Origin of the sequence: Sulfitobacter sp. CB2047 (assembly GCF_000735125.2) — a bacterium.
Taxonomy (GTDB): domain Bacteria; phylum Pseudomonadota; class Alphaproteobacteria; order Rhodobacterales; family Rhodobacteraceae; genus Sulfitobacter; species Sulfitobacter pontiacus.
Genome location: NZ_CP072613.1, coordinates 1,843,650 through 1,864,946, shown reverse-complemented (window position 1 = coordinate 1,864,946; position 21,297 = coordinate 1,843,650). Strand labels below are relative to the sequence as shown.

22 protein-coding genes are annotated in these 21,297 nt (G+C 60.4%); 16 read left to right on the top strand and 6 right to left on the bottom strand.

The genetic code is table 11. The features are described from left to right. Nucleotides 1–157: 157 nt before the first annotated feature. From bamA to lpxB, 6 genes are all read left to right on the top strand, one after another. Entirely contained in the window at nucleotides 158–2,428 is a 2,271-nt protein-coding gene (gene bamA, locus IV89_RS09210; protein WP_037945015.1) for an outer membrane protein assembly factor BamA, read from the top strand. Between the two features lie 7 nt (nucleotides 2,429–2,435). Beyond that, nucleotides 2,436–2,987 (top strand): OmpH family outer membrane protein, encoded by a 552-nt coding sequence (locus IV89_RS09205; RefSeq protein WP_037944231.1) that lies wholly within the window; start codon nucleotides 2,436–2,438, stop codon nucleotides 2,985–2,987. A 68-nt stretch (nucleotides 2,988–3,055) separates the two neighbouring features. Next, nucleotides 3,056–3,514 (top strand): 3-hydroxyacyl-ACP dehydratase FabZ, encoded by a 459-nt coding sequence (gene fabZ / locus IV89_RS09200; RefSeq protein WP_005853421.1) that lies wholly within the window; start codon nucleotides 3,056–3,058, stop codon nucleotides 3,512–3,514. Then, nucleotides 3,514–4,296 carry an acyl-ACP--UDP-N-acetylglucosamine O-acyltransferase gene (gene lpxA / locus IV89_RS09195; protein ID WP_005853423.1) on the top strand — a complete coding sequence of 261 codons (783 nt, stop codon included), beginning with the start codon at nucleotides 3,514–3,516 and terminating at the stop codon, nucleotides 4,294–4,296. Before fabZ ends, lpxA begins: the two co-directional genes overlap by 1 nt. Continuing rightward, the gene (gene lpxI / locus IV89_RS09190) at nucleotides 4,296–5,087 is read left to right on the top strand and encodes a UDP-2,3-diacylglucosamine diphosphatase LpxI (protein WP_037944232.1); all 792 of its coding nucleotides are present in this window, start codon (nucleotides 4,296–4,298) and stop codon (nucleotides 5,085–5,087) included. The genes lpxA and lpxI overlap by 1 nt, the downstream gene beginning before the upstream one ends. Beyond that, nucleotides 5,084–6,235 (top strand): lipid-A-disaccharide synthase, encoded by a 1,152-nt coding sequence (gene lpxB, locus IV89_RS09185; RefSeq protein ID WP_037945017.1) that lies wholly within the window; start codon nucleotides 5,084–5,086, stop codon nucleotides 6,233–6,235. Before lpxI ends, lpxB begins: the two co-directional genes overlap by 4 nt. A 113-nt stretch (nucleotides 6,236–6,348) precedes the next feature. Here lpxB and mnmA read toward each other — a convergent pair whose 3' ends face one another. Beyond that, nucleotides 6,349–7,491 (bottom strand): tRNA 2-thiouridine(34) synthase MnmA, encoded by a 1,143-nt coding sequence (mnmA, locus tag IV89_RS09180; protein ID WP_005853429.1) that lies wholly within the window; start codon nucleotides 7,489–7,491, stop codon nucleotides 6,349–6,351. Between the two features lie 168 nt (nucleotides 7,492–7,659). On the opposite strand from mnmA, the gene IV89_RS09175 reads away from it, so the two are divergent. The 5 genes from IV89_RS09175 to IV89_RS18635 all read left to right on the top strand — a co-directional run bounded on the left by IV89_RS09175 (nucleotide 7,660) and on the right by IV89_RS18635 (nucleotide 13,275). Next, entirely contained in the window at nucleotides 7,660–7,938 is a 279-nt protein-coding gene (locus IV89_RS09175; RefSeq protein ID WP_037944233.1) for a DUF1153 domain-containing protein, read from the top strand. Between the two features lie 97 nt (nucleotides 7,939–8,035). Beyond that, nucleotides 8,036–8,755, top strand: coding sequence for a response regulator transcription factor (locus IV89_RS09170; RefSeq protein ID WP_005853432.1), 720 nt, complete (start codon nucleotides 8,036–8,038; stop codon nucleotides 8,753–8,755). Nucleotides 8,756–8,840: 85 nt separating this feature from the next. Beyond that, nucleotides 8,841–10,961, top strand: coding sequence for an NAD-dependent DNA ligase LigA (gene ligA, locus IV89_RS09165; protein WP_037944234.1), 2,121 nt, complete (start codon nucleotides 8,841–8,843; stop codon nucleotides 10,959–10,961). Then, a complete protein-coding gene (gene recG / locus IV89_RS09160; RefSeq protein WP_037944235.1) occupies nucleotides 10,958–13,048 on the top strand; it encodes an ATP-dependent DNA helicase RecG in 2,091 nt (696 codons plus the stop codon). The genes ligA and recG overlap by 4 nt, the downstream gene beginning before the upstream one ends. 98 nt (nucleotides 13,049–13,146) lie before the next feature. Then, nucleotides 13,147–13,275, top strand: a complete 129-nt coding sequence (locus tag IV89_RS18635) for a hypothetical protein (RefSeq protein ID WP_005853439.1) — start codon at nucleotides 13,147–13,149, stop codon at nucleotides 13,273–13,275. Nucleotides 13,276–13,545: 270 nt separating this feature from the next. Here the strand turns inward: IV89_RS18635 and IV89_RS09155 are convergent, their stop codons facing one another. Continuing rightward, a complete protein-coding gene (locus tag IV89_RS09155; protein WP_037944236.1) occupies nucleotides 13,546–14,001 on the bottom strand; it encodes an iron-sulfur cluster scaffold-like protein in 456 nt (151 codons plus the stop codon). Between the two features lie 75 nt (nucleotides 14,002–14,076). Between IV89_RS09155 and hisI the strand changes: the two genes are divergently transcribed. After that, nucleotides 14,077–14,442, top strand: a complete 366-nt coding sequence (gene hisI, locus IV89_RS09150) for a phosphoribosyl-AMP cyclohydrolase (RefSeq protein WP_180827671.1) — start codon at nucleotides 14,077–14,079, stop codon at nucleotides 14,440–14,442. 3 nt (nucleotides 14,443–14,445) lie between these two features. Here the strand turns inward: hisI and gluQRS are convergent, their stop codons facing one another. The 3 genes from gluQRS to IV89_RS09135 all read right to left on the bottom strand — a co-directional run bounded on the left by gluQRS (nucleotide 14,446) and on the right by IV89_RS09135 (nucleotide 17,715). Continuing rightward, nucleotides 14,446–15,282 (bottom strand): tRNA glutamyl-Q(34) synthetase GluQRS, encoded by an 837-nt coding sequence (gluQRS, locus tag IV89_RS09145; protein ID WP_037944237.1) that lies wholly within the window; start codon nucleotides 15,280–15,282, stop codon nucleotides 14,446–14,448. Beyond that, complete coding sequence (gene trmFO / locus IV89_RS09140; protein ID WP_037944238.1) at nucleotides 15,279–16,631, bottom strand: methylenetetrahydrofolate--tRNA-(uracil(54)-C(5))-methyltransferase (FADH(2)-oxidizing) TrmFO; 1,353 nt, start codon at nucleotides 16,629–16,631, stop codon at nucleotides 15,279–15,281. Before trmFO ends, gluQRS begins: the two co-directional genes overlap by 4 nt. A 298-nt stretch (nucleotides 16,632–16,929) precedes the next feature. After that, nucleotides 16,930–17,715, bottom strand: coding sequence for an enoyl-CoA hydratase (locus IV89_RS09135; protein ID WP_037944239.1), 786 nt, complete (start codon nucleotides 17,713–17,715; stop codon nucleotides 16,930–16,932). A gap of 57 nt (nucleotides 17,716–17,772) precedes the next feature. Between IV89_RS09135 and IV89_RS09130 the strand changes: the two genes are divergently transcribed. Continuing rightward, a complete protein-coding gene (locus tag IV89_RS09130; RefSeq protein ID WP_005853451.1) occupies nucleotides 17,773–18,192 on the top strand; it encodes a PaaI family thioesterase in 420 nt (139 codons plus the stop codon). Between the two features lie 87 nt (nucleotides 18,193–18,279). Here IV89_RS09130 and IV89_RS09125 read toward each other — a convergent pair whose 3' ends face one another. Further along, entirely contained in the window at nucleotides 18,280–18,510 is a 231-nt protein-coding gene (locus IV89_RS09125; RefSeq protein ID WP_005853453.1) for a DUF1127 domain-containing protein, read from the bottom strand. Between the two features lie 98 nt (nucleotides 18,511–18,608). Here IV89_RS09125 and IV89_RS09120 point away from each other — a divergent pair, with 98 nt between their 5' ends. The 3 genes from IV89_RS09120 to rpsI all read left to right on the top strand — a co-directional run bounded on the left by IV89_RS09120 (nucleotide 18,609) and on the right by rpsI (nucleotide 21,166). Next, nucleotides 18,609–20,039 (top strand): PLP-dependent aminotransferase family protein, encoded by a 1,431-nt coding sequence (locus tag IV89_RS09120; RefSeq protein WP_037944240.1) that lies wholly within the window; start codon nucleotides 18,609–18,611, stop codon nucleotides 20,037–20,039. Nucleotides 20,040–20,201: 162 nt separating this feature from the next. After that, complete coding sequence (gene rplM, locus IV89_RS09115; RefSeq protein ID WP_005853457.1) at nucleotides 20,202–20,663, top strand: 50S ribosomal protein L13; 462 nt, start codon at nucleotides 20,202–20,204, stop codon at nucleotides 20,661–20,663. Nucleotides 20,664–20,665: 2 nt separating this feature from the next. Further along, nucleotides 20,666–21,166, top strand: coding sequence for a 30S ribosomal protein S9 (gene rpsI / locus IV89_RS09110; RefSeq protein ID WP_005853459.1), 501 nt, complete (start codon nucleotides 20,666–20,668; stop codon nucleotides 21,164–21,166). Nucleotides 21,167–21,297 lie beyond the last annotated feature (131 nt).

Below are 21,297 nucleotides of genomic sequence, written 5' to 3'. Positions count from 1 at the left end.
CGTTTTGACAAAGGCCGCTAACCTGTCTAGTCAGGACGAAAGAGTTTTTTGACAGCGGGTAGGGCAAATGATGCACAACGACAGGTGGAATAAGCCCACCGAAACAGCGGTTTTCACTCCTTTTGCGAAATCCTTGCGCAGCGCTTCTTTTTGCGTAATGTTATCAGTCGCTTGGCTGGTGCCAGCGCCACATGCTGACGCGCAAAGCTATCAGTTCAATACAGTTCAGATCGACGGCAACGAACGGATCGGCGACAGCGCCATCCTAAGCCGCGCAGGAATCGCGCGTGGTCGGGCGATCAGCGCGGGCGAATTGAACGATGCTTACCAGAACCTTCAGGCGTCCGGCCTGTTCGAAAGCGTCGCACTTGAACCGCGCGGCGGGACATTGGTGATCACGGTCGTAGAATTCCCCACGATCAACCGCATCAGCTTTGAAGGCAACGCGCGCATCGACGACGAAGCGCTGGCGTCGGTCGTTGATTCAGACGAACGCCGCGTCTTTAACCCGACCCAAGCCGAAAAAGACGCCAATGCCATCGCGCAGGCCTATAGCAACGACGGCCGTATCGCCGCCCGCGTCCAGCCCAAGGTCATCCGCCGCGACCAGAACCGCGTTGATCTGGTGTTTGAAGTCTTCGAAGGCGACAACGTCGAGATTGAACGCCTGAGCTTTGTCGGCAACCGCGAATATTCGGACCGTCGTCTGCGCCGCGTTCTGGGGACCAAGCAAGCGGGGCTATTCCGCCGACTGATCAAACGCGACACTTTTGTGCCCGAACGCATCGAGGCCGACCAGCAGATGCTGCGCGATTTCTACCTGTCGCGCGGGTATGTCGACATGCGCATCTCGGCGGCGAACGCTCAGCTCACCGAAGAACGCGACGGCTATTTTGTGCAGTTCAACGTGCAAGAGGGGCAACAGTTCAAGTTCGGCGAACTGACCGTGACCTCGACCATCAACGGGGTGAACGCCGACGATTATCGTGGCGTGATCAAGACCAAATCCGGTGCCGTCTATTCGCCGTCGCTGGTCGAGACGGATATCGCCCGGATGGAACGCAAAGCCATCCGTGACGGCGTTGATTTTCTGCGGGTAGAACCGGTTGTCACGCGCAATGATCGCGACCTGACGCTGAACGTCGAATATCGCATCTCTCGTGGTCCACGTGTGTTTGTCGAACGGATCGACATCGAAGGTAACACCACCACGCTTGACCGCGTTGTGCGCCGGCAGTTCGACAGCGTAGAGGGTGACCCGTTCAACCCGCGCGAGATCCGTGAAAGCGCCGAGCGCATCCGCGCCCTTGGTTATTTTGAAAGCGCCGAAGTCAACGCCCGCGAGGGGTCTTCCCCCGAGCAGGTCGTCGTTGACGTGAATGTTGTGGAACAGCCGACAGGCTCGCTCAACTTCGGTGGGTCGTTCTCGTCCAGTGACGGGATCGGCGTCGCGGTCAGCTTTGCCGAGGATAACTTCCTGGGGCGCGGCCAGAAGCTCAAGCTGACGGTCAGCACGGCTGAAGATGCACAGCGCTATGGCTTCAACTTTATCGAGCCGAGCCTCTTGGGGCGTGATGTGGCGTTCGGCCTGAACCTCGATTATGCCGAAACAAGCTCGTCCTATAACTCCTTCGACACCGAACGTATCGTCTTCCAGCCGACCCTGTCGTTCCCTGTCAGCGAAAACGGACGGTTGAGCCTCAACTATACCTATGACGACCTTGAGATGTCGGAGCGGGACGATACCACAACCGGTTTTGTCGTCGCAAATGACATCGCCGCAGGCCGTCAGGTGACCTCTTCGATCGGGTATAACTACAGCTACGACACCCGCCGCGCCGGCCTTGACCCGACATCGGGTGTGCTGCTGCAATTCGGGCAGGATTTCGCAGGTCTAGGGGGGGACACCAAGTTCGTGAAAACCACCGCCAAAGCCATCGGCGAAAAGCGTATCTTCAACGAGGAAGTCACCCTGCGTGCCACCTTGCAAGGTGGGGCATTGGCATGGAGCGAAGGCAACAACCGCGTTTCCGACCGCTTCTTGATCGGCCCGTCGATCATGCGCGGCTTTGAAACCGGCGGCATCGGCCCGCGCGATCAAAGCAACGGGTCTGACGACTCCCTTGGGGGGAACCTCTTTGTGGTTGGTAGTCTTGAGGCGGAATTCCCGCTGGGTCTGCCCGAAGAATACGGCATCAGCGGCGGCGTCTTCTATGATGTCGGCAACGTCTGGAACCTCGACGATGTAGAGATCCCTCTGGGCTCGTCTATCGTTGGTGAATCCGGTTCGTTCCGCCACGTGATCGGTGTCTCGCTCTTCTGGGATACGCCCGTTGGTCCCTTGCAGTTCAACGTCTCTAAGGCCTTGAAAAAAGAGGACTTTGACGAAGAGCAGAAGTTCGAAGTGACCCTGCGGACCGATTTCTGAGGCCGTTATGAAACTGCGGGCACTCTTGATTTGCCTTCTTCCGGTACTGCCCCTTGCGGCGGTGCCGGTTTTTGCACAACAGCAGTCTGAACGGCGCGTGGTGCAAAGCCCGATCCTGACCATCGATTCAGATCGTGTGTTCAATGAAAGCGCCTTTGGTCTGCGGGTGGCGGATGACGTGGAAACCCAAAGCGCTGAAATATCTGCCGAAAACCGCCTGATCGAAGCGGATTTGAAGGCCGAGGAGCGCAAGCTCACCGATCAGCGCAGCAAGCTCAGCCCCGATGCTTTCAGCGGGCTGGCGGATGCCTTTGACGAAAAGGTGCAGAAAACCCGCGCGGCGCAAGCGGCAAAGGGGCGGGCGTTGAACGAATTGGTCGAGAAAGAGCGCCAGGTGTTTCTGGCCGCTGCGGGCCCTGTGTTGGAACAGATGATGCGTGAAGCCGGGGCGGCCGTGATCCTTGAACGCCGGTCGGTCTTCGTCAGCGCCAACGCCATCGACATCACCGACGAAGCCATAGAGCGGCTTGATGCGTCGGTCGGCAGCGGCAAGAACTGATCCCCCCGCTTGCCCATGGCGGCCAGAATTGGTAGCCAGCATACAGCTTTTAACAGACAGGACATGCAATGACTGACACCCTGCCAAGTGCCGATATCCAGATGATCCAGCGGATCATTCCGCACCGCTATCCCTTTTTGCTGGTCGATAAAGTGGTCGATATTCAGGGCACGCAAAGCGCTGTCGGGATTAAGAATGTCACGATGAACGAACCGCATTTTCAGGGGCATTTCCCCGGCATGCCGATTATGCCCGGCGTCACCATCGTAGAGGCGATGGCGCAGACCGCTGCGGTGATGGTTGGTGTCACGCTGGAAATGGCGGATAAGGACATGAAGGTCTATTTCATGGCCATCGACAAATGCAAATTCCGCCGCAAGGTCGTTCCTGGTGACGTCGTCCGGATGGAGCTGAACACCCTGCGCGGCAAACCCGGCGGCAAAGTCTGGAAATTTGGCGGCGTCGCGTCGGTCGAGGGTGAAATGGCGGCCGAGGTTGAATTTACTGCGATGATGGACCTGTCCTGATGGGCAACATCCACCCAAGCGCCGTGATCGAGGAAGGGGCGCAGATCGCGGCCTCTGCCAAGGTCGGCCCGTTCTGCGTCATCGGCCCTCGGGTCGTGCTGCATGACAACGTTGAGGTGAAGTCCCACGCCATCGTCACCGGCGACACCGAAGTCGGCGAAGGCACGGTGATCTTTTCCTTCGCGGTGATCGGTGAAATCCCCCAAGACCTTAAGTTCAAAGGGGAATCCAGCCGCCTTGAGATCGGGAAGCGCAACCGTATCCGCGAACATGTCACCATGAACGGCGGCACCGAAGGCGGTGGCGGCGTGACCAGGATCGGCGATGACGGGCTGTTTATGGCGGGCTGTCACATCGCCCATGACGCCATTCTTGGCGACCGGGTGATTGTGGTGAACAATGCCGCCGTCGCGGGCCACTGCATCATTGAAGACGATGTTCTGATCGGCGGGCTGGCCGGTATCCATCAATTCGTGCGCATCGGTCGCGGGGCCATCATCGGCGCTGTGACGATGGTAACAAATGACGTGATCCCCTACGGTCTGGTGCAAGCGCCCCGAGGGGTCTTGGACGGGCTTAACCTCGTCGGGCTCAAGCGTCGCGGTGTCACCCGTGCCGACATCACGGCCCTTCGCGCGGCGTTCCAGATGCTGGCGCAGGGAGAGGGGACATTCCACGACCGCGCCCGCCGTTTGGGCGAGGAAACCGGCAGCGACTACGTCCGCGAGATCGTCGACTTCGTGCTGGCCGACACGGGCCGTCACTTTCTGACACCGGGTTGATGCTGGCGCTGATCGCAGGGGGCGGCGGACTGCCTCAACGGGTGGCCGGCGCGCTGGCCGATGCGCCTTTGATCTGCGCCTACGAGGGGACGACACCGGTCGGGCTGGAGCCTGATCTGGTGTTCCGCCTTGAAACGCTTGGCACCTTGCTGGCCGAGCTGACCGCGCGCGGCGTGACGCATGTGTGTTTCTGCGGTGCCGTGGCACGGCCGTCCTTCGATCCGTCCAAGCTGGATGCGGCAACGCTGCCCTTGGTGCCGGTCTTCCAGAAAGCCCTTGCCGCGGGGGACGACGGTGCCCTGCGCGCCTTGGTCGATATTTTCCAGACAGCGGGGCTGACCGTCGTTGCCGCGCATGACCTCGCGCCCGACTTGATGGCGGCCGAAGGCGTGTTCAGCCAGCGTCAGCCGGATGCGCAGATGCGCGATGACGCCGCGCGCGGTGCTGCCTTGGTGCGCTGCCTTGCGCCGATGGATGTGGGGCAATGCTGCGTCGTCGGGCAAGGGCAGGTCATGGGGGTCGAGGCGATTGGCGGCACGGATCACCTGCTGTCGACCCTGCCTGATCGTGCGCGCGCGGCCAGCGCGGTGCTGTTTAAAGGTCCGAAGCCGGGCCAAAGCCATCTTGTCGATATGCCCACCATCGGGCCCGACACCCTGCGCCGCGCCCATGCGGCAGGGCTGGCGGGTGTCGTGATCGAGGCGGGGTCTGTCATTCTGCTGGAGCCAGACGCCTGCGTCGCCTTGGCGGATGAATTTTACCTCGTGCTATGGGCAAGGGCCGCGACATGAAGGTGTTCATCATCGCGGGCGAACCTTCGGGCGACCGTTTGGGGGGCGCGCTGATGGCAGGGCTGAAATCCCTGCGCTCCGACATCACCTTTGACGGGATCGGCGGGACGGATATGGCCGCCGAAGGGCTGACCAGCCGTTTTGATATGTCCGAACTGTCTGTCATGGGCATCGCCGAGATCCTGCCGAAATACAAATCCTTGATGGCGCGGATCAACGAGACGGCGCAGGCCGTGATTGAAGCAAGGCCCGATGTGATGATCACCATCGACAGCCCCGATTTCTCGCTCCGCGTGGCCAAGCGGGTCAAGGCGGCGTCGGATATTCGCACGGTTCATTACGTCGCGCCCACGGTCTGGGCCTGGCGTCCCGGGCGCGCGAAAAAGATGGCGCGGTATATCGATCATGTGCTTGCGCTTTTCCCCTTCGAGCCGCCCCTGATGGAGGCCGAGGGCATGGCCTGCGATTTCGTCGGCCATCCCGTAGTCGGAGAGAAGATCGCCACACACCGCGAAGCCGCTGCCTTTCGTCAAGCGCATGAGATCGGGGATGCCCCCCTGATGCTCGTCCTGCCCGGATCGCGGCGGTCAGAGGTGGCGCGTCTGTCGGATGTGTTCGGCGATGCGGTGGCCCGTTTTGCCCGGACACATCCTGATCTGCGCGTGGTCATTCCCGCCGCTGGTCCTGTGGCAGACGCGGTGATTGCGCAGACCCAGGGCTGGACGGTGCGCCCCATCGTGCTGGACCCGCGTGCGGGCAGCAGGGAGGAAGGTGCCGCGATGAAACGGGCGGCTTTTGCCGCCGCGGACGTGGCACTTGCGGCCTCTGGCACGGTGTCGCTGGAACTGGCCGCCGCATCGCTGCCGATGGTGATCGCCTACCGGATGAACTGGCTCAGCTTCCGTCTGATCAAAGCGATGGCGCTGATTGATACGGTGACTTTGGTGAACCTTGTGTCCGACACCCGCGTCGTGCCGGAGTTTCTGGGCCCCGATTGCACCGCCGATAAGATCGCTGGCGGTTTGGCGCATGTTTTTGCGCATCCCGAGGATCAAAAGGACGCGATGGCGCTGACGATGGAGAGGCTCGGCAAGGGGGGCGAGAGCCCGGGCCTGCGCGCGGCGCGGGCGGTATTGGCAAAGCTATAGGTCTAGAGACTGGCCATAGAGTAAAATGAGGGGCGCTGCCCCTCAAACTCACGACCCCATATGAGGGGCGCTGCCCCTCAAACTCCTCGGGATTTTAAACCATTTGGAAGGGGTTAGCCTTTGTGGATCCAGCCGCCGCCGAAGATGCGGGTGCTTTCGGGGTCGTAGAAGACGCAAGCCTGACCCGGCGAGATCCCTTCCTCGGGGGTGAGCAGCTCTACCGTGGCTTCGGTATCCGAGATCGGACGCAGGATCGCGTCTGTCGGAGGGCGGGTAGAGCGTACGCGCACAGCAATGGGCCATTCGCTTTGCGACATGAGCGGGGTGTCACCAAGCCAGTTAATCTCTTTCACGGGCACGGTTCGGGTGGCCAGCATTGATTTCGGCCCCACGACGACCTGCGCATTATCCGCATCAAGTTTCACCACATAAAGCGGGTCGGCCAAGCCGCCGATGCCAAGGCCACGGCGCTGCCCGATGGTGTAGTTGATCACCCCGTCATGCTGCGCCAGCACATTGCCGTCGGTGTCGACGATATTGCCGGGGTTGGCGGCTTCGGGGCGCAGTTTGCGGATCACCGAGGCGTAGTCGCCATTCGGAACAAAGCAGATATCCTGACTGTCGGGCTTGTCCGCCACGCTCAGCCCGTATTTCGCCGCCAGCGCCCGCGTGTCGTTTTTTGACGGCAGGTGGCCAAGGGGGAAACGCAGATAGTCCAACTGTTCGGGCGTGGTCGAGAACAGAAAGTAGCTTTGATCACGATTGGCATCGGCGGCGCAATGCAGTTCGGCCCCGTCGGGACCCATCTTGCGTTGGATATAGTGACCGGTCGCCATGCAATCGGCATCCAGATCCTTGGCCGTTTCCAGCAGATCCTTGAACTTCACCCGTTCGTTGCAGCGGATGCAGGGAACGGGCGTGGCCCCGCCCAGATAGCTATCGGCGAATTCGTCAATCACGGCGTCCTTGAACACGTTTTCATAATCCAAAACGTAATGCGGGAACCCCATGGATTCCGCGACACGCCGCGCGTCATGGATATCGATGCCCGCACAGCAGGCCCCTTTGCGCGCCAGTGCCGCACCGTGGTCGTAGAGCTGCAGGGTGACGCCGACGACGTCATAGCCTTCCTCGGCCAGCATGGCGGCGACCACGGAACTGTCGACACCGCCCGACATCGCCACAACGACGCGGGTGTCGGCAGGTGCTTTGGCAAAGCCCAACGAATTGAGCGGCGGGGTGCGATCAAGCGGCATGAGAATACTCCGGGAGGTTTGAGGCTTAATATAGGAAAATTAGCGGTACTCTCAAGGGGCGACTTCACGGGTCGTTAACATGCGGCGACCTAGCCTGCACCGGATCAAGAACGGGCCGTGAACAGTGGGCGCGCGTCTTATGTGTAAGGGGTGAAAAGGGGAAAACGAGTGTATTTGAAAAAGGTCGAACGACCCAGGGCGGTTACCCTGCCCGACGGGTCCAGCTTTAGCCTTGCGGATCTGCCGGATCGCAATACCCGCCGGTGGGTCGCATCGCGCAAGGCTGCGGTGGTGCGCGGTGTGTTATACGGGCTGATCACTGAGGCGGATGCGGAAGAACGCTATGGTGTGGGGCGGGCGGAATTTGTCGAATGGGTGCGCGCTGTCTCTGAACATGGGGAGGCGGCTTTGCGGGCCACAGCGCTACAAAAGTATAGACAACTTTAAGTTGCTCGCCTAACAAGTTGAGCACTATTAACGAGTGGTTAAACTATTTTGTTCACGGTGCCTTTTATACCAAATCCATTTGAGCGGAGTGAGACACATGCGAATACTGTTGGTCGAAGATGACCCAACCACCTCCAAAAGCATCGAACTGATGCTGACCCATGCCAATCTGAACACCTATACCACCGATTTGGGGGAAGAGGGCATCGATCTGGCAAAGCTCTATGACTACGATCTGATCCTGCTGGATCTGGATCTGCCGGATATGAACGGGCATGACGTCTTGCGCCAATTACGGCTGAGCAAGATCCAGACGCCGATCCTGATCCTCTCCGGCTCTGACGACACAGAAAACAAGATCAAGGGGTTCGGCTTTGGTGCTGATGACTATCTGACCAAACCTTTCCACCGCGAAGAACTGGTGGCGCGGATCCATGCGATCATCCGGCGGTCCAAGGGCCATTCGCAATCGGTGATCAACGTCGGGCGCGTGTCGGTCAATCTGGACGCCAAGTCGGTGACCGTGGGGGATAAGCCCGTGCATCTGACCGGAAAGGAATACCAGATGTTCGAACTGCTGAGCCTGCGCAAAGGGTCGACCCTGACGAAAGAGATGTTCCTGAACCATCTTTACGGCGGCATGGATGAACCCGAGCTCAAGATTATCGATGTTTTCATCTGCAAATTGCGTAAAAAGCTTAGCAATGCCACGGGTGGCGAGAATTACATCGAGACGGTCTGGGGCCGGGGCTATGTACTGCGCGATCCGGCCACCATGGGCTACCCCGAACAGGAAAGATTGGCCGTCGGCGGCTAGCCACAAAGGCAAGGGAAATATTCTAGACGCGGGGGAGTTCCCTGCGTATCTAGACCCCAGTTGAAACAGCAGGCTGGGGCTTACCGTGACTGATAAAACCGCACTTCAGGAGCTTTCCGAAGAGGAGGCCAAAGCCGAATTGGCGCGGTTGGCTGACCTGTTGGGGCGGGCGAATGCGGCCTATCACACGCAGGACGCGCCCGACCTGTCAGACGCGGAATATGATCGCCTGAAACGTCGCAATCAGGCGATCGAGGAACGGTTTCCCGGCCTCAAACGCGCTGATAGCCCCAGCGACAAGGTCGGTGCCGCCCCGGCGGAAGGGTTCGGCAAGGTCCGGCATGACGTGGCGATGCTGTCCTTGGGCAATGCCTTCGAGGATGAGGATGTTGTCGATTTCGATGCGCGCATCCGCAAATATCTGGGGCTGCCAAGCGGCACGCCGCTGGCCTTCACCGCAGAGCCCAAGATTGACGGGCTGTCGCTGTCGCTGCGCTATGAAAACGGGGATCTGGTGCAGGCCGCGACCCGTGGGGATGGTGCCGTCGGGGAAAACGTCACCGCCAATGCGCGCACGATTGATACCATTCCGACGCGGATCGAGGGCGCACCGGCGCTGCTTGAGGTGCGAGGCGAAGTCTATATGCGCCACGACGATTTTGATGCGCTGAACGCCCGACAGACGGCCAATGGCGGCAAGACCTTTGCTAATCCGCGCAACGCCGCCGCCGGATCCTTGCGCCAGCTGGATCCCGAGATTACCCGCGCACGGCCGCTGGCGTTTTTCGCCTATGCCTGGGGGGCCTTGTCCGCGCCTCTGGCCGAAACGCAGTTTCAAGCGATAGAGCGGCTTAAGGCATTCGGGTTTGACACCAACCCGTTGACGACGCTCTGCGATGGTCCGCAAGAGATGATCGCGCATTACCGTAAGATCGAAGAGCAACGCGCGACGCTTGGCTATGATATCGACGGCGTCGTCTACAAGGTGAACGATCTGGCGTTGCAAGACCGGCTTGGCTTTCGCTCATCCACCCCCCGTTGGGCAATTGCGCATAAATTCCCTGCAGAACTAGCCTGGACCCGGCTGGAGGATATCACCATTCAGGTCGGCCGCACCGGCGCGCTGTCGCCGGTGGCGCGGTTGAAGCCGGTGACCGTGGGGGGCGTCGTTGTCTCGAATGCGACGCTCCATAACGAGGATTATATCAAAGGGCTCGACAGTAAGGGGGCCCGTATCCGCGACGGCAAGGATATCCGCGTCGGCGACTGGGTGCAGGTCTACCGTGCGGGGGACGTGATCCCCAAGATCGCGGATGTGGACCTTGGCAAGCGACCCGAGGACGCTAGAGCCTATGTCTATCCAACGACATGCCCGGAATGTGGCAGCGACGCCATCCGCGAGGAAGGTGACGCGGTGCGTCGCTGTACGGGGGGTTTGATCTGTCCTGCCCAAGCGGTTGAAAAGCTGAAACATTTCGTATCACGCGCGGCTTTTGATATTGACGGTCTGGGCGCGAAACAGGTCGAGCAATTCTATGCCGATGGCTGGATCGCGGAACCGGCGGATATCTTCACGCTAAAGGCGCGATATGGCAGCGGCATGCAGCAGCTCAAGAACCGCGAGGGCTGGGGCGAGAAATCTGCCGATAAACTGTTTCAGGCCATTGAGGATAAACGCAAAATTCCCCTGTCGCGGCTGATTTTTGCGCTTGGCATCCGCCATGTTGGCGAAGCGGCGTCGAACCTGATCGCGCAGCATTACGGCAGCTGGACCGCGTTCGAGGCTGCAATGGGCCATGCAAAATCCGGGGTTGGCCCCGCCTGGGACGATCTGATCGGTGTGGACGGCATCGGTCAGGTCATGGCGCAAAGCTTGGTAAGCACCTTTGCCCAAGAGGCCGAACGTGCCTCGATCGACCGGCTGGTAACGGAACTGTCGGTGCAGGATGTGGCGCGCCCTGATACCGAAGGGTCCCCCGTGGCGGGAAAAACCGTGGTCTTCACCGGTACGCTTGAAAAAATGACCCGCGCCGAGGCGAAGGCGCGCGCCGAACGTTTGGGTGCCAAGGTCTCTGGCTCGGTCAGTGCGAAAACCGATATTCTGGTCGCGGGGCCGGGGGCTGGCTCCAAGGCCAAGAAAGCTGCGGATCTGGGCATTCAGACATTGGACGAGGACGGCTGGCTTGCGCTGATCGACGGCGCATGACCGGCCGGCCCGAGGCGCTTTTTCCCCTCTTTGCCAAGCTCGAAACGCTGGAAGGGGTCGGGCCGAAGACCGCGCAGAACTTTGCCCAGCTTGGGGTGATGGCCCCGCGGGACCTGTTGTTCACGCTGCCGTATTCCGGCATCGACCGACGCCTGCAGCCCAGTGTCAAGGATGCGATCCTGCCCGCCACTGTCACCGTAGCGGTCACCGTTGGCGCGCATCGGGCCCCTGCAAACAAGGGCGGGGCCTACAGTATTCATGTCGAAGACAGCGCCACCGCCTTTCAGCTGGTCTTCTTTCACGCGCGCGGGGATTACTGGAAACGGCAGATGCCCGAAGGGTCACGGCGCGTGGTGTCGGGGCGGGTAGAGCTTTTTGACGGCATCCCCCAGATGGTGCACCCGGATTTCGTCGTACCCGAGGCCGAGGCGGGCGATATTCCGACGTTTGAACCGGTCTATCCGCTAACCAGCGGGATCACGCAAAAGCTGATGTATAAGGCCACGCGGGCCGCATTGTCGCGGGTGCCAGAGGTCGGCGAATGGATTGATCCCAATCAGAAAAACCAAGAGGACTGGCCAGATTTTCCCGATGCGCTGCACCAGGCGCACGCCCCGAACGACATGGCTGACCTTTCTGCCGCGGCACCAGCGCGGGCGCGGCTGGCCTATGATGAATTGCTCGCCCATCAACTGACGCTTGCCCTTGCGCGCGCCAAGGACCGGCGGAAGGCGGGGCGCAAGACGGTTGGGGATGGCCACCTGCAGCAGCGCGTGCTTGGCGCATTGCCCTACGCGCCCACCGGTGCACAGACCCGCGCCATCGCCGAGATTGCAAAGGACATGGCCAGCGGGGCGCGGATGAACCGCTTGCTGCAGGGGGATGTGGGCGCGGGCAAAACGCTGGTCGCCTTCATGGCATTGTTGCGCGCGGTCGAGGCAGGCGGGCAGGGCGTGCTGATGGCCCCGACAGAAATCCTTGCGCGTCAACACCTTGAAGGCTTGCGCCCCCTGGCCGAACAAGCGGGTGTGGTGCTGGAGCTCTTGACCGGACGCGACAAAGGGCCCGAACGGCGCGCCAAGCTGAGCGCGCTGGAAAGCGGCGCGATCCAGATCCTTGTGGGCACCCATGCGGTGTTTCAGGCCGATGTCGCCTTTGGCGATCTGCGTCTTGCGGTGGTGGATGAACAGCACCGCTTCGGGGTGCGCCAGCGGCTTGAGCTTGGCAAAAAAGGGCAGGCCGTCGATGTTTTGGTCATGACCGCGACGCCGATCCCGCGGTCGCTGGCCCTTGCGCAGTATGGCGATATGGACGTGTCTGTGCTGGATGAAAAGCCGCCCGGGCGCAAGCCCATCCGCACCGCCCTGATTGCCACCGACCGGATGGAGGAGGTCGTGACCCGCTTGCGCGCCGCCATCAGCGAAGGGCGGCAATCCTATTGGGTGTGCCCGCTGGTCGAAGAAAGCGAGGTCAGCGATCTGATCGCCGCAGAAGAGCGGTTCAAACATCTGCGTGCGGCATTGGGCGAAGGCGTGGTCGGGCTGGTTCATGGGCAGATGCCACCCGCCGATAAAGACGCGGCCATGCGTGCCTTTCAGCAAGGGCAGACCAAGCTGTTGGTCGCCACCACGGTGATCGAGGTGGGCGTCGATGTGCCGAACGCCAGCATCATCGTGATCGAGCGCGCCGAAAGTTTCGGGCTGGCACAGCTGCACCAGCTGCGCGGGCGCGTGGGACGGGGGCAGGCGGCCTCTACCTGCTTGCTGATGTATCAAGCCCCGCTCAGCGAAAGCGGCCGCCAGCGGCTGGAGGTTTTGCGCGAAAGCGAGGATGGTTTTGTGATCGCCGAGACGGACCTGAAGATGCGCGGGACCGGTGATCTGATCGGCACGGCGCAATCCGGCGTACCGCGGTTTCGGGTGGCGGATCTGGAGAAACAGGCGGGTTTGATGCAGGTCGCCCAATCGGATGCGCGCGCCTTGCTGGCTGTGGACCCTGATCTGACCACACCGCGCGGCAAAGCCGCCCGGTTGCTGTTGTGGCTGATGCGCCAGGACGAGGCGATCCGTTTGATATCAGTGGGTTAGCAATTTAATCCCATTTTGTTCTCTTTTGTTCTCATAAAGTTCTTTACACAGGGGTTTGAAAATGAGAACAAATAGGCAACGGAAACGGGAGAACGCAAATGACCACGATCCTTACAGTCAAAGCCATTGCCAAACGGTCGAAAGACACGCTGTTGCAAGATGCCGCAGGGGCGGCTGCCTTGGTTGTCATCCTCGTGGTCGGTCTGCACCTTCCCGCCTTCGTTTGACTTCTGCCTGCGTAAACCGTGTTGTTTTGATCTAGCCCGCGCATCTGTCCCAAACTCTATGCGTTGGCGAAGTCCGCAATACCTTCGTCCCTGTGCCCGAGTTGTCCCCTCTGTCACGGATCAAAACGAGCCTTCACGGTCACCGCACCCTTACGCCGCCATCCTGCCCGGATGTGCGGCGTTTTTTTTGCAGGCGTTCGCGGGGGGCGTTCGCCGCTCGGGCGGCAGCGCCGCCGCGGCGCTATTTGCACAGCTCGCCGCGGAACGGGCCTAGCCGTTTTGCGCAACCTCTTGGGTCTGTTCCATCGCTTCGGCCAACGCCTCTATCGTCAGCAGGATGGAGGCATGACGGTTTTTATAGGCCACCGCGGGGGTGAGCACCTCGAACCCGTCAAAGGGCGCGTCGGGCGCGGGGCCTTTGCCTTTCAACATCGCTTTCAACTGATCCCGCGCCGTCTGGATCTGATCTAACGTCGCACCAACTGCCGCCGCACCGGCCACAGCGGCAGAGGCTTGCCCCAACGCGCAGGCCTTCACATCCTGCCCCATCTGCGCCAGCGTGCCGTCTTCGACCACGACATCGACCGTGACGGTGGACCCACATAGGGGCGAGCGCCGCGTGACGCTGGCATCGGGATTTTCCAAGCGCCCCAGATGTGGGATGTCAGCCGCAAGCCCCAAAATCCGCGCCGAGTATAGCTTGATCAGGTCTGTCTCGTCACTCATGGCTGTTCCTCTGTGTCGTTAACCCTTACATAAGCCTTCACGCGGATGATGCAAAAACAAACTGAAGGCACGGCGATGGACTTTGACACCAGCACATTGAAATTCAACGAAGCAGGGCTGATCCCCGCGATTGCACAGGATGCGACCACGGGCGAGGTGTTAATGATGGCGTGGATGAACGCGCAGGCCGTCACCCAAACGCTGGAAACCGGCCGCGTCACCTATTGGAGCCGCTCGCGTCAGTCATTCTGGATCAAGGGCGACACCAGCGGCCACGTGCAAGAGCTGGTCGAGCTGCGCATCGACTGTGACCGCGATTGTCTGCTGGTGAAGGTGCACCAGACGGGGGCGGCCTGTCACACAGGACGGCGAAGCTGCTTTTACACGCTGGTCGAGGATGGTGCCGAACGTATCACGCTTGACGTAATGGATGATGAATAGGCGCTAAAGCCCTATCATTGAACGAATATTTTGTGGTGACGCGCCTTCTCTCCGGTACAAGGAGATTGCGCGCGCGTCATCGCGTTTTGCCAGCCGCTTGCCATTTTCATCACGGATCAGATCGTGGTGGAAATAGCGCGGAGGTTTGTGGCCCAGCAGATCCAGCAGCAACACTTGCACCTGAGTGAAGTCAAACAGGTCCACGCCGCGCACCACATGGGTGATCCCCTCGCGGATATCGTCGATGGCAGAGGCAAGGAAGTAGGCGGCGGTCTGGATGTCTTTGCGACCCACCACGATATCACCGATCTCCGTCAAAAGCGCTGCATGATCAAGGGGATGGGGGCCAGCGTGTAGCGGCCCGTCCTCTATGAACCCCAACCCGTCTGACGCCTGTTCAACTGCGCGGTCCATATGCAGGCGGATGGCGTCATTCGGTCCGCGGTCGTCCATGCTACGCGTTTTGCAGGTTTGCGGATAGACGCTATGCGGTGCCCCTTCCTGCGGCGCGGCGAGTGCGGCGGCAATATCTTTGCGGCTACAGCGGCAGGGATAGGTCAACCCACGTGAAGAAAGCGCCTCAACACTTTGATTATACACATCAAGGTTTTCGGATTGCATCAGCGGTGGTGCATCCCATGTGATGCCCAGCCACGCCAGATCGTCCAACGCTTGGCGCATGTACTCGGGCTTTGATCGCTCCAGATCTGTGTCCTCGAACCGCAGCAAAAAGCTGCCGCCTTGCGCGCGCGCCATATCGTGGGCCACCAGCGCCGAATAGGCGTGCCCCAGATGCAGCGGCCCGGTGGGCGACGGCGCGAACCGGGTGCGAAAGCTCATGCTGCGGGCGTGGTGCCGTCCAACCAGCCCTGCCAGTCTGTCTTGGCGCGGTCGGTGTAGGCTTTATAGCGATCCTTGCGGCCGCGACGGCCGGATTTCAGCCCCTCGACCGGTGGGAACAGGCCAAAGTTGACGTTCATCGGCTGGAAGGTTTTCGCATCCGCGCCGCCAGTGATATGGGTAATCAAGGCGCCGGTCGCAGTGGTCGGCGGGGGTGGTGCGGCCGCTTCGCCCTTGATCTCGGCCACGGCCAGACGCCCGGCAAGCAGTCCCATCGCAGCGCTTTCCACATAGCCTTCGACACCGGTGATCTGCCCAGCAAACCGCACGTTCGGCTGGCTGCGCAGACGCATCTGATCGTCCAACAGCGTGGGCGAGTTCAGGAAAGTATTGCGGTGGATACCGCCGAGCCGCGCGAAGGAGGCATTTTCAAGCCCCGGGATCATCCGCAGCACCTCGGTCTGGGCCCCGTATTTCATCTTGGTCTGGAAGCCGACGATATTATACAACGTGCCCAGCTTGTTATCGCGGCGCAGCTGCACCACGGCATAGGGTTTATTGTCGGGATCATGGGGGTTGGTCAGGCCGACGGGCTTCATCGGGCCAAAGCGCAGCGTTTCGCGTCCGCGTTCGGCCATCACCTCGATCGGGAGGCAGCCGTCGAAGTAACCCGCCGTCTCGCCTTCCTTGAATTCGGTTTTATCCGCGGCCAGCAGCGCGTCGATGAACGCCTCGTATTGGTCCTTGGTCATCGGGCAGTTGAGGTAGGCTGTACGCTCTTCCTCGGTCTCGCCCTTGTCATAGCGCGATTGCATCCACGCTTTGCTCATATCGATGCTGTCGTGATAGATGATCGGCGCGATCGCGTCGAAAAAGGCCAGTGCCTCGGCACCGGTTTCGGCGGCGATAGACTGCGCTAGATCGCCCGAGGTCAGCGGGCCGGTCGCGATGATCCAGTGACCCTCGCGCGGCAGATCGGTGATCTCGCCATATTCGACAGAGATATTTGGATGCGCCATCAGCGCATCTGTCACCGATTGCGCGAAGGGATCACGGTCCACCGCCAAGGCACCGCCGGCGGGCAGGCGGTGTTTCTCGGCGGTTGCCATGATCAGCCCGTTGGCGGCACGCATCTCCCAATGCAGCAGCCCCACGGCGTTCTGTTCATTATCATCCGAGCGGAAGGAGTTGGAGCAGACCATTTCCCCCAGCAGCCCCGTCTGATGCGCGAAGGTGCCGACCTTGGGCCGCATTTCATGGAGCACAACCTGAATGCCCGCGTTCGCCGCCTGCCAGGCGGCCTCTGATCCGGCCATGCCGCCGCCGATGATATGGAGTGTATGTGTCATGCCAGCGATGTAGGGCAGGGGCTGTCGCGGTGCAATAGCCAGCGGTGCCTGTCGCGAAACGCGTGCCCGCCGCCCTTTAGACCGTCAAACATGTCGATTGAATGTGAAGGGGGATTTTTGGGGTCGCCGCTGCGGGAACGGTCGGTCAGTGAGAGGCTGACCTGGAGGGACCTTCCGCCGGCGGCGACCCAAAATCATCAAGGCATCTGCCTTGTCTTATTTGTGCCACAAAAGCGCCCGAATTGAAAGCACGAATTCGTGATCTGTGCGGCACCATCGGAAACAGTCTGTTTCCGGCTTACTGATCCCACTCAGGGGTGCGTTTTTCCAGGAAGGCCGCGATGCCGTCGGCCGTGTCGGGGTTGAGCATGTTTTCCACCATCACGTCGCCTGTATAGACATAAGCTTGCGCGACCGGCATGGCGAGCTGCGCATAAAAGGCCTGCTTGCCGATCTTGACCGCTGTGCCCAGCTTGTCCGCGATCTGCTGGGCCAGCGCTGTCGTCTGCGTCCCAAGCTCGTCTGGTGGGGCAATACGGTTGATCAACCCCAGTTCGCGGGCGCGGGCTGCATCGATAAACTCGCCCGTGGTCAGCATCTCGAACGCCTGTTTGCGCGGGATATTGCGGCTGAGCGCGACCATCGGGGTCGAGCAGAACAGGCCGATATTCACCCCGTTCACGCCAAAGCGCGTATCCTCGGCCGCGACCGCAAGATCGCAGGTCGCGACCAGCTGACATCCCGCGGCCGTGGCGATGCCGTGGACTTGCGCGATCACGGGCTGGGGCAGGGACTGGATGCGCGCCATCAGACGGGCGCAGCGTTCGAACAGGTCTTGGAAGCCGGCGACACCCCCATCCTTGGCGTCGCGCAACGCCGTCATCTGCTTCAGATCATGCCCGGCGCAGAACGCTTTACCCGCCCCTGCAAGGATGACGACCCGTATATCAGGGCGATGCGCGATCTCGTCCAGACGCGCCTGCAACGCGGCAAGCATCTCGTCCGACAGCGCGTTCAACCGGTCCGGCGCGTTCATCGTCAACCGGACTACCGCACCGTCACATGCCATTTCGACCATTGTCATCTTGAACCCCTCCCGCTTTTCCCTGAGCCTAGCCGCGACATATGAGGGAGGACAAGTATGCCAATTATGATGGATGCCGATGCGCTCGCGGTTTTTATGAAAGACGTGTTCAAGCAGGTCGCCGATGATTTCGCCATCGACCATGTCGGAGAGACGGATCTGACCACACGTTTGCTCACCGCGGACCGGCACCTGCGCCCCGGCGGCACCGTGTCCGGCCCGTCGATCTTCGCGCTGGCCGATGTCAGCGCCTATCTGATGACCTTGGCGCGAATCGGGCCCAAAGCGCTGGCGGTGACCACAAACTGTTCGATCGATTTCATGCGCAAACCCGCGGCCAATACCGATCTGATCGCCAAGACGCGGTTGCTCAAGCTTGGCAAACTTCTGTCGATTTGTGATGTGCTGGTCTATTCCGAAGGGCTGGACGACCCTGTCGCGCGGGCATCGCTGACCTATGCCATTCCGCCACGCTGATTGTACCCCACACTGACAGGTACAATCGAAAAAAGGGCCGGTATTTACCGGCCCGAGTGAAGAGGTCTGGACTGCGCCACAGGGACGTTACGCCTTCCAGAACACCCGAATAGACTCATCATGAGCCTGTCGCGGTGTGAGTCCCACGTCTGCCAACTGCCAAGGCTCAAGCTGTGCGAGCGCTTTGCGTGTCCGGCGACGCGATGCCATCTTCGTGACGCAGACCGCAAATTTGACCGCAAGAACAGCGGCAAACGGTGTGCTGCGCTGGTTCAGGATTGCCACAGTTTCGTGGTTGAGGGTCAGGGTCTGTGTCATGAGAATCTCCTATTTCTGAATTGTATTGACACAATGTTACGTTTTGCCGTAACAAAGGGGTACAAAATGCGATACATTTTGAAAAGGAAAACATTGTAATGGGTACAATTTGGCGACCTGATCAAATTGACGGGCCTGGCCCTAAATACAAAGCCGTTGTTACAATGATACGAAACGGTATCTCGAACGGCGCTTTATCGGCGGGGGAAAAACTGCCGCCGGTGCGGGAACTGGCATGGAAGCTTGGCGTTACGCCGGGGACCGTGGCACGGGCCTATACGATGCTGACCGAAAGCGGGACGTTGCAGGCCGAGGTCGGGCGCGGCACCTTTGTCGCGCTGCCGCCCACGACCCCCGATCGCAACAGCCCGATCGAGATGGATGTGATCGCCCACCACGTGCATCAAGGGACAAAGAACTACCCCGCGGATACCTATGCCGTGAACATGTTCTCGCCGCACCTCCCATCGGCGGGGCAGGCGACGCTAATCCGCAATCTGATGGCCGAGGTCGCTCAGGATCCGGCGTCAGGTGTGATGCATTATCCCAGCCGCACCGGCGCGCGCCCCGCCCGCGAAGCCGTGGTCAAATGGCTGGCCGGCACGCCGCTGGGATCCTTTACCGAAGCCGATGTGATCCTGTCTCACGGCGGGCAAAACGGTCTGTCTCTCGTGTTCCAGTCCATCCTGCAAGGTCGACGCCCCGCCATAGCGATTGAAGAGCTGTCGTACCCCGGTTTCCGCCGCGCGGGCGAGCTGCTGCGCGCCGATGTCATTCCGGTGGCCATGGATAAAGACGGCGTGATCCCCGAAGCGCTGGACGAGGTGGCGCGGAACCATGATCTTCAGATTTTCTGCACCTCGCCCGAAGTCCATAACCCGACCGCCGGTTTCACACCTGTGGCGCGCCGCGAGGCGCTGGTTGAAGTAGCGCGCAAACATGACTTTCAAATTGTCGAGGACGATTGTTATCGCATGCGCGTAGAGCGTGCGCCGACCTACCGGATGCTTGCCCCCGAACGCGGCTGGTATGTCTCTTCGCTGGCCAAGACCCTGACCCCTGCGCTGCGTATCGGTTTCGCCATCGGCCCGCGCCAGCGCACACCCGATCTGCGTCGCGTGGCCGAGTACAATTGCTTTGGCCTTGCGACCCCGTTGATCGACCTTTGTGCCAAGCTGCTGGTACATCCAGATATCGACGCCATCGCCGAAGGCACGCGTCAGGGCTTTAACGCCTATGTCCAAAGCGCGGTGAATATACTGGGCGGATATGATGTAGCGTGGCGCACCAATGTACCGTTTTTATGGCTGAGCCTGCCGGTTGGCTGGCGGGCGGGTGCGTTCTGTCAGGCGGCTGAAGGGCAGGGTGTGCAAATCCGCTCGGCCGAGGAATTTGTCTGCCGCGATGCCCGCGCGCCCCATGCAGTGCGGCTTGCGATCAACGCAGGCGTGGCGCTGCACAGTTTTGAGGATGCGATCATGCGCCTGCGACATCTGCTGGACTCTCCACCCGAGCAGTTGAGCGTGTGATTTTTGTGGGGTATAATAATACCTAATTTGCAAAGCGTTGTTTTTGTGTGAAAAAATAGGGAATGTGGCGCTTGACGTGGCGAAGGGCGTGTTTATAACCCAGCCATCAGATAGCGGGGTTCGGTTTCGGACCCTTTCACCAAAGTAACGGGAATTCCCTCCATGAAAACCTTTTCTGCAACACCGGCAGATATCGACAAGAAATGGATCATCGTCGACGCTGAAGGCGTCGTCCTTGGCCGTCTTGCGTCGATCATTGCCATGCGTCTGCGCGGCAAGCACAAGCCTTCCTACACACCTCACATGGATTGCGGCGACAACGTCATCGTGATCAATGCCGAGAAAATCCAGATGACCGGCAAGAAGCGTGAAGAAAACTTCTACTGGCACACTGGCCACCCCGGCGGGATCAAAGAGCGTACCAAAGCTCAGATCCTTGAAGGTGCGCACCCCGAGCGTGTTGTGACCCAAGCGGTCAAGCGCATGCTGCCCGGCAACCGCCTGAGCCGCCAGATCATGACCAACCTGCGCGTTTACGCCGGTTCCGAACACCCCCACGAGGCGCAAAGCCCCGAGGTTCTGGACGTGAAATCCATGAACTCTAAAAACACGCGGAGTGCATAAGCATGGCTGATGAAATCAAAACACTCGAAGGCCTCGAAGCGGCCGTAACCGAGAACATCGGTGGCGTTCAGGGGACAGAAGTTGAAATGACCCCACGCGAGCCCGTGCGTGACGCGCAAGGCCGCGCCTATGCAACCGGTAAGCGTAAAGATGCGGTTGCCCGCGTTTGGATCAAACCAGGTTCCGGTAAAGTCATCGTAAACGGCAAAGCGCAAAACGAATATTTTGCACGCCCCGTTCTGCAGATGATCCTGGCACAGCCATTCACCATCACAGGCACCGACGGTCAGTTCGACGTTGTTGCAACTGTGAAAGGTGGCGGTCTGTCCGGTCAGGCGGGCGCGGTGAAGCACGGTGTTTCCAAAGCACTGCAGCTCTACGATCCCTCCCTGCGCGGCGCGCTGAAAGCGGCAGGCTTCCTGACACGCGACAGCCGTGTTGTTGAGCGTAAGAAGTACGGTCGTGCGAAAGCGCGTAAGAGCTTCCAGTTCTCCAAGCGTTAAGCTTTACTTTACAGTTTTTGGAAAAGGCCGCTCCTGCCGGGGCGGCCTTTTTCGTATGCGCCTGCGGCCAGCCGACCCTTCGGGGAGAGTTTATTTCGCAAAATGAAGCCGGCGGGGTGGTTTTGTTTTCC

What these genes read in the sequence shown, in the direction of transcription:
- bamA (WP_037945015.1), top strand. Translation starts at nt 158, where the DNA reads ATGTTATCAGTCGCTTGGCTGGTGCCAGCGCCACATGCTGACGCGCAA.
- IV89_RS09205 (WP_037944231.1), top strand. Translation starts at nt 2,436, where the DNA reads ATGAAACTGCGGGCACTCTTGATTTGCCTTCTTCCGGTACTGCCCCTT.
- fabZ (WP_005853421.1), top strand. Translation starts at nt 3,056, where the DNA reads ATGACTGACACCCTGCCAAGTGCCGATATCCAGATGATCCAGCGGATC.
- lpxA (WP_005853423.1), top strand. Translation starts at nt 3,514, where the DNA reads ATGGGCAACATCCACCCAAGCGCCGTGATCGAGGAAGGGGCGCAGATC.
- lpxI (WP_037944232.1), top strand. Translation starts at nt 4,296, where the DNA reads ATGCTGGCGCTGATCGCAGGGGGCGGCGGACTGCCTCAACGGGTGGCC.
- lpxB (WP_037945017.1), top strand. Translation starts at nt 5,084, where the DNA reads ATGAAGGTGTTCATCATCGCGGGCGAACCTTCGGGCGACCGTTTGGGG.
- mnmA (WP_005853429.1), bottom strand. Translation starts at nt 7,491, where the DNA reads ATGCCGCTTGATCGCACCCCGCCGCTCAATTCGTTGGGCTTTGCCAAA.
- IV89_RS09170 (WP_005853432.1), top strand. Translation starts at nt 8,036, where the DNA reads ATGCGAATACTGTTGGTCGAAGATGACCCAACCACCTCCAAAAGCATC.
- recG (WP_037944235.1), top strand. Translation starts at nt 10,958, where the DNA reads ATGACCGGCCGGCCCGAGGCGCTTTTTCCCCTCTTTGCCAAGCTCGAA.
- IV89_RS18635 (WP_005853439.1), top strand. Translation starts at nt 13,147, where the DNA reads ATGACCACGATCCTTACAGTCAAAGCCATTGCCAAACGGTCGAAAGAC.
- IV89_RS09155 (WP_037944236.1), bottom strand. Translation starts at nt 14,001, where the DNA reads ATGAGTGACGAGACAGACCTGATCAAGCTATACTCGGCGCGGATTTTG.
- hisI (WP_180827671.1), top strand. Translation starts at nt 14,077, where the DNA reads ATGGACTTTGACACCAGCACATTGAAATTCAACGAAGCAGGGCTGATC.
- gluQRS (WP_037944237.1), bottom strand. Translation starts at nt 15,282, where the DNA reads ATGAGCTTTCGCACCCGGTTCGCGCCGTCGCCCACCGGGCCGCTGCAT.
- trmFO (WP_037944238.1), bottom strand. Translation starts at nt 16,631, where the DNA reads ATGACACATACACTCCATATCATCGGCGGCGGCATGGCCGGATCAGAG.
- IV89_RS09135 (WP_037944239.1), bottom strand. Translation starts at nt 17,715, where the DNA reads ATGACAATGGTCGAAATGGCATGTGACGGTGCGGTAGTCCGGTTGACG.
- IV89_RS09130 (WP_005853451.1), top strand. Translation starts at nt 17,773, where the DNA reads ATGCCAATTATGATGGATGCCGATGCGCTCGCGGTTTTTATGAAAGAC.
- IV89_RS09125 (WP_005853453.1), bottom strand. Translation starts at nt 18,510, where the DNA reads ATGACACAGACCCTGACCCTCAACCACGAAACTGTGGCAATCCTGAAC.
- IV89_RS09120 (WP_037944240.1), top strand. Translation starts at nt 18,609, where the DNA reads ATGGGTACAATTTGGCGACCTGATCAAATTGACGGGCCTGGCCCTAAA.
- rplM (WP_005853457.1), top strand. Translation starts at nt 20,202, where the DNA reads ATGAAAACCTTTTCTGCAACACCGGCAGATATCGACAAGAAATGGATC.
- rpsI (WP_005853459.1), top strand. Translation starts at nt 20,666, where the DNA reads ATGGCTGATGAAATCAAAACACTCGAAGGCCTCGAAGCGGCCGTAACC.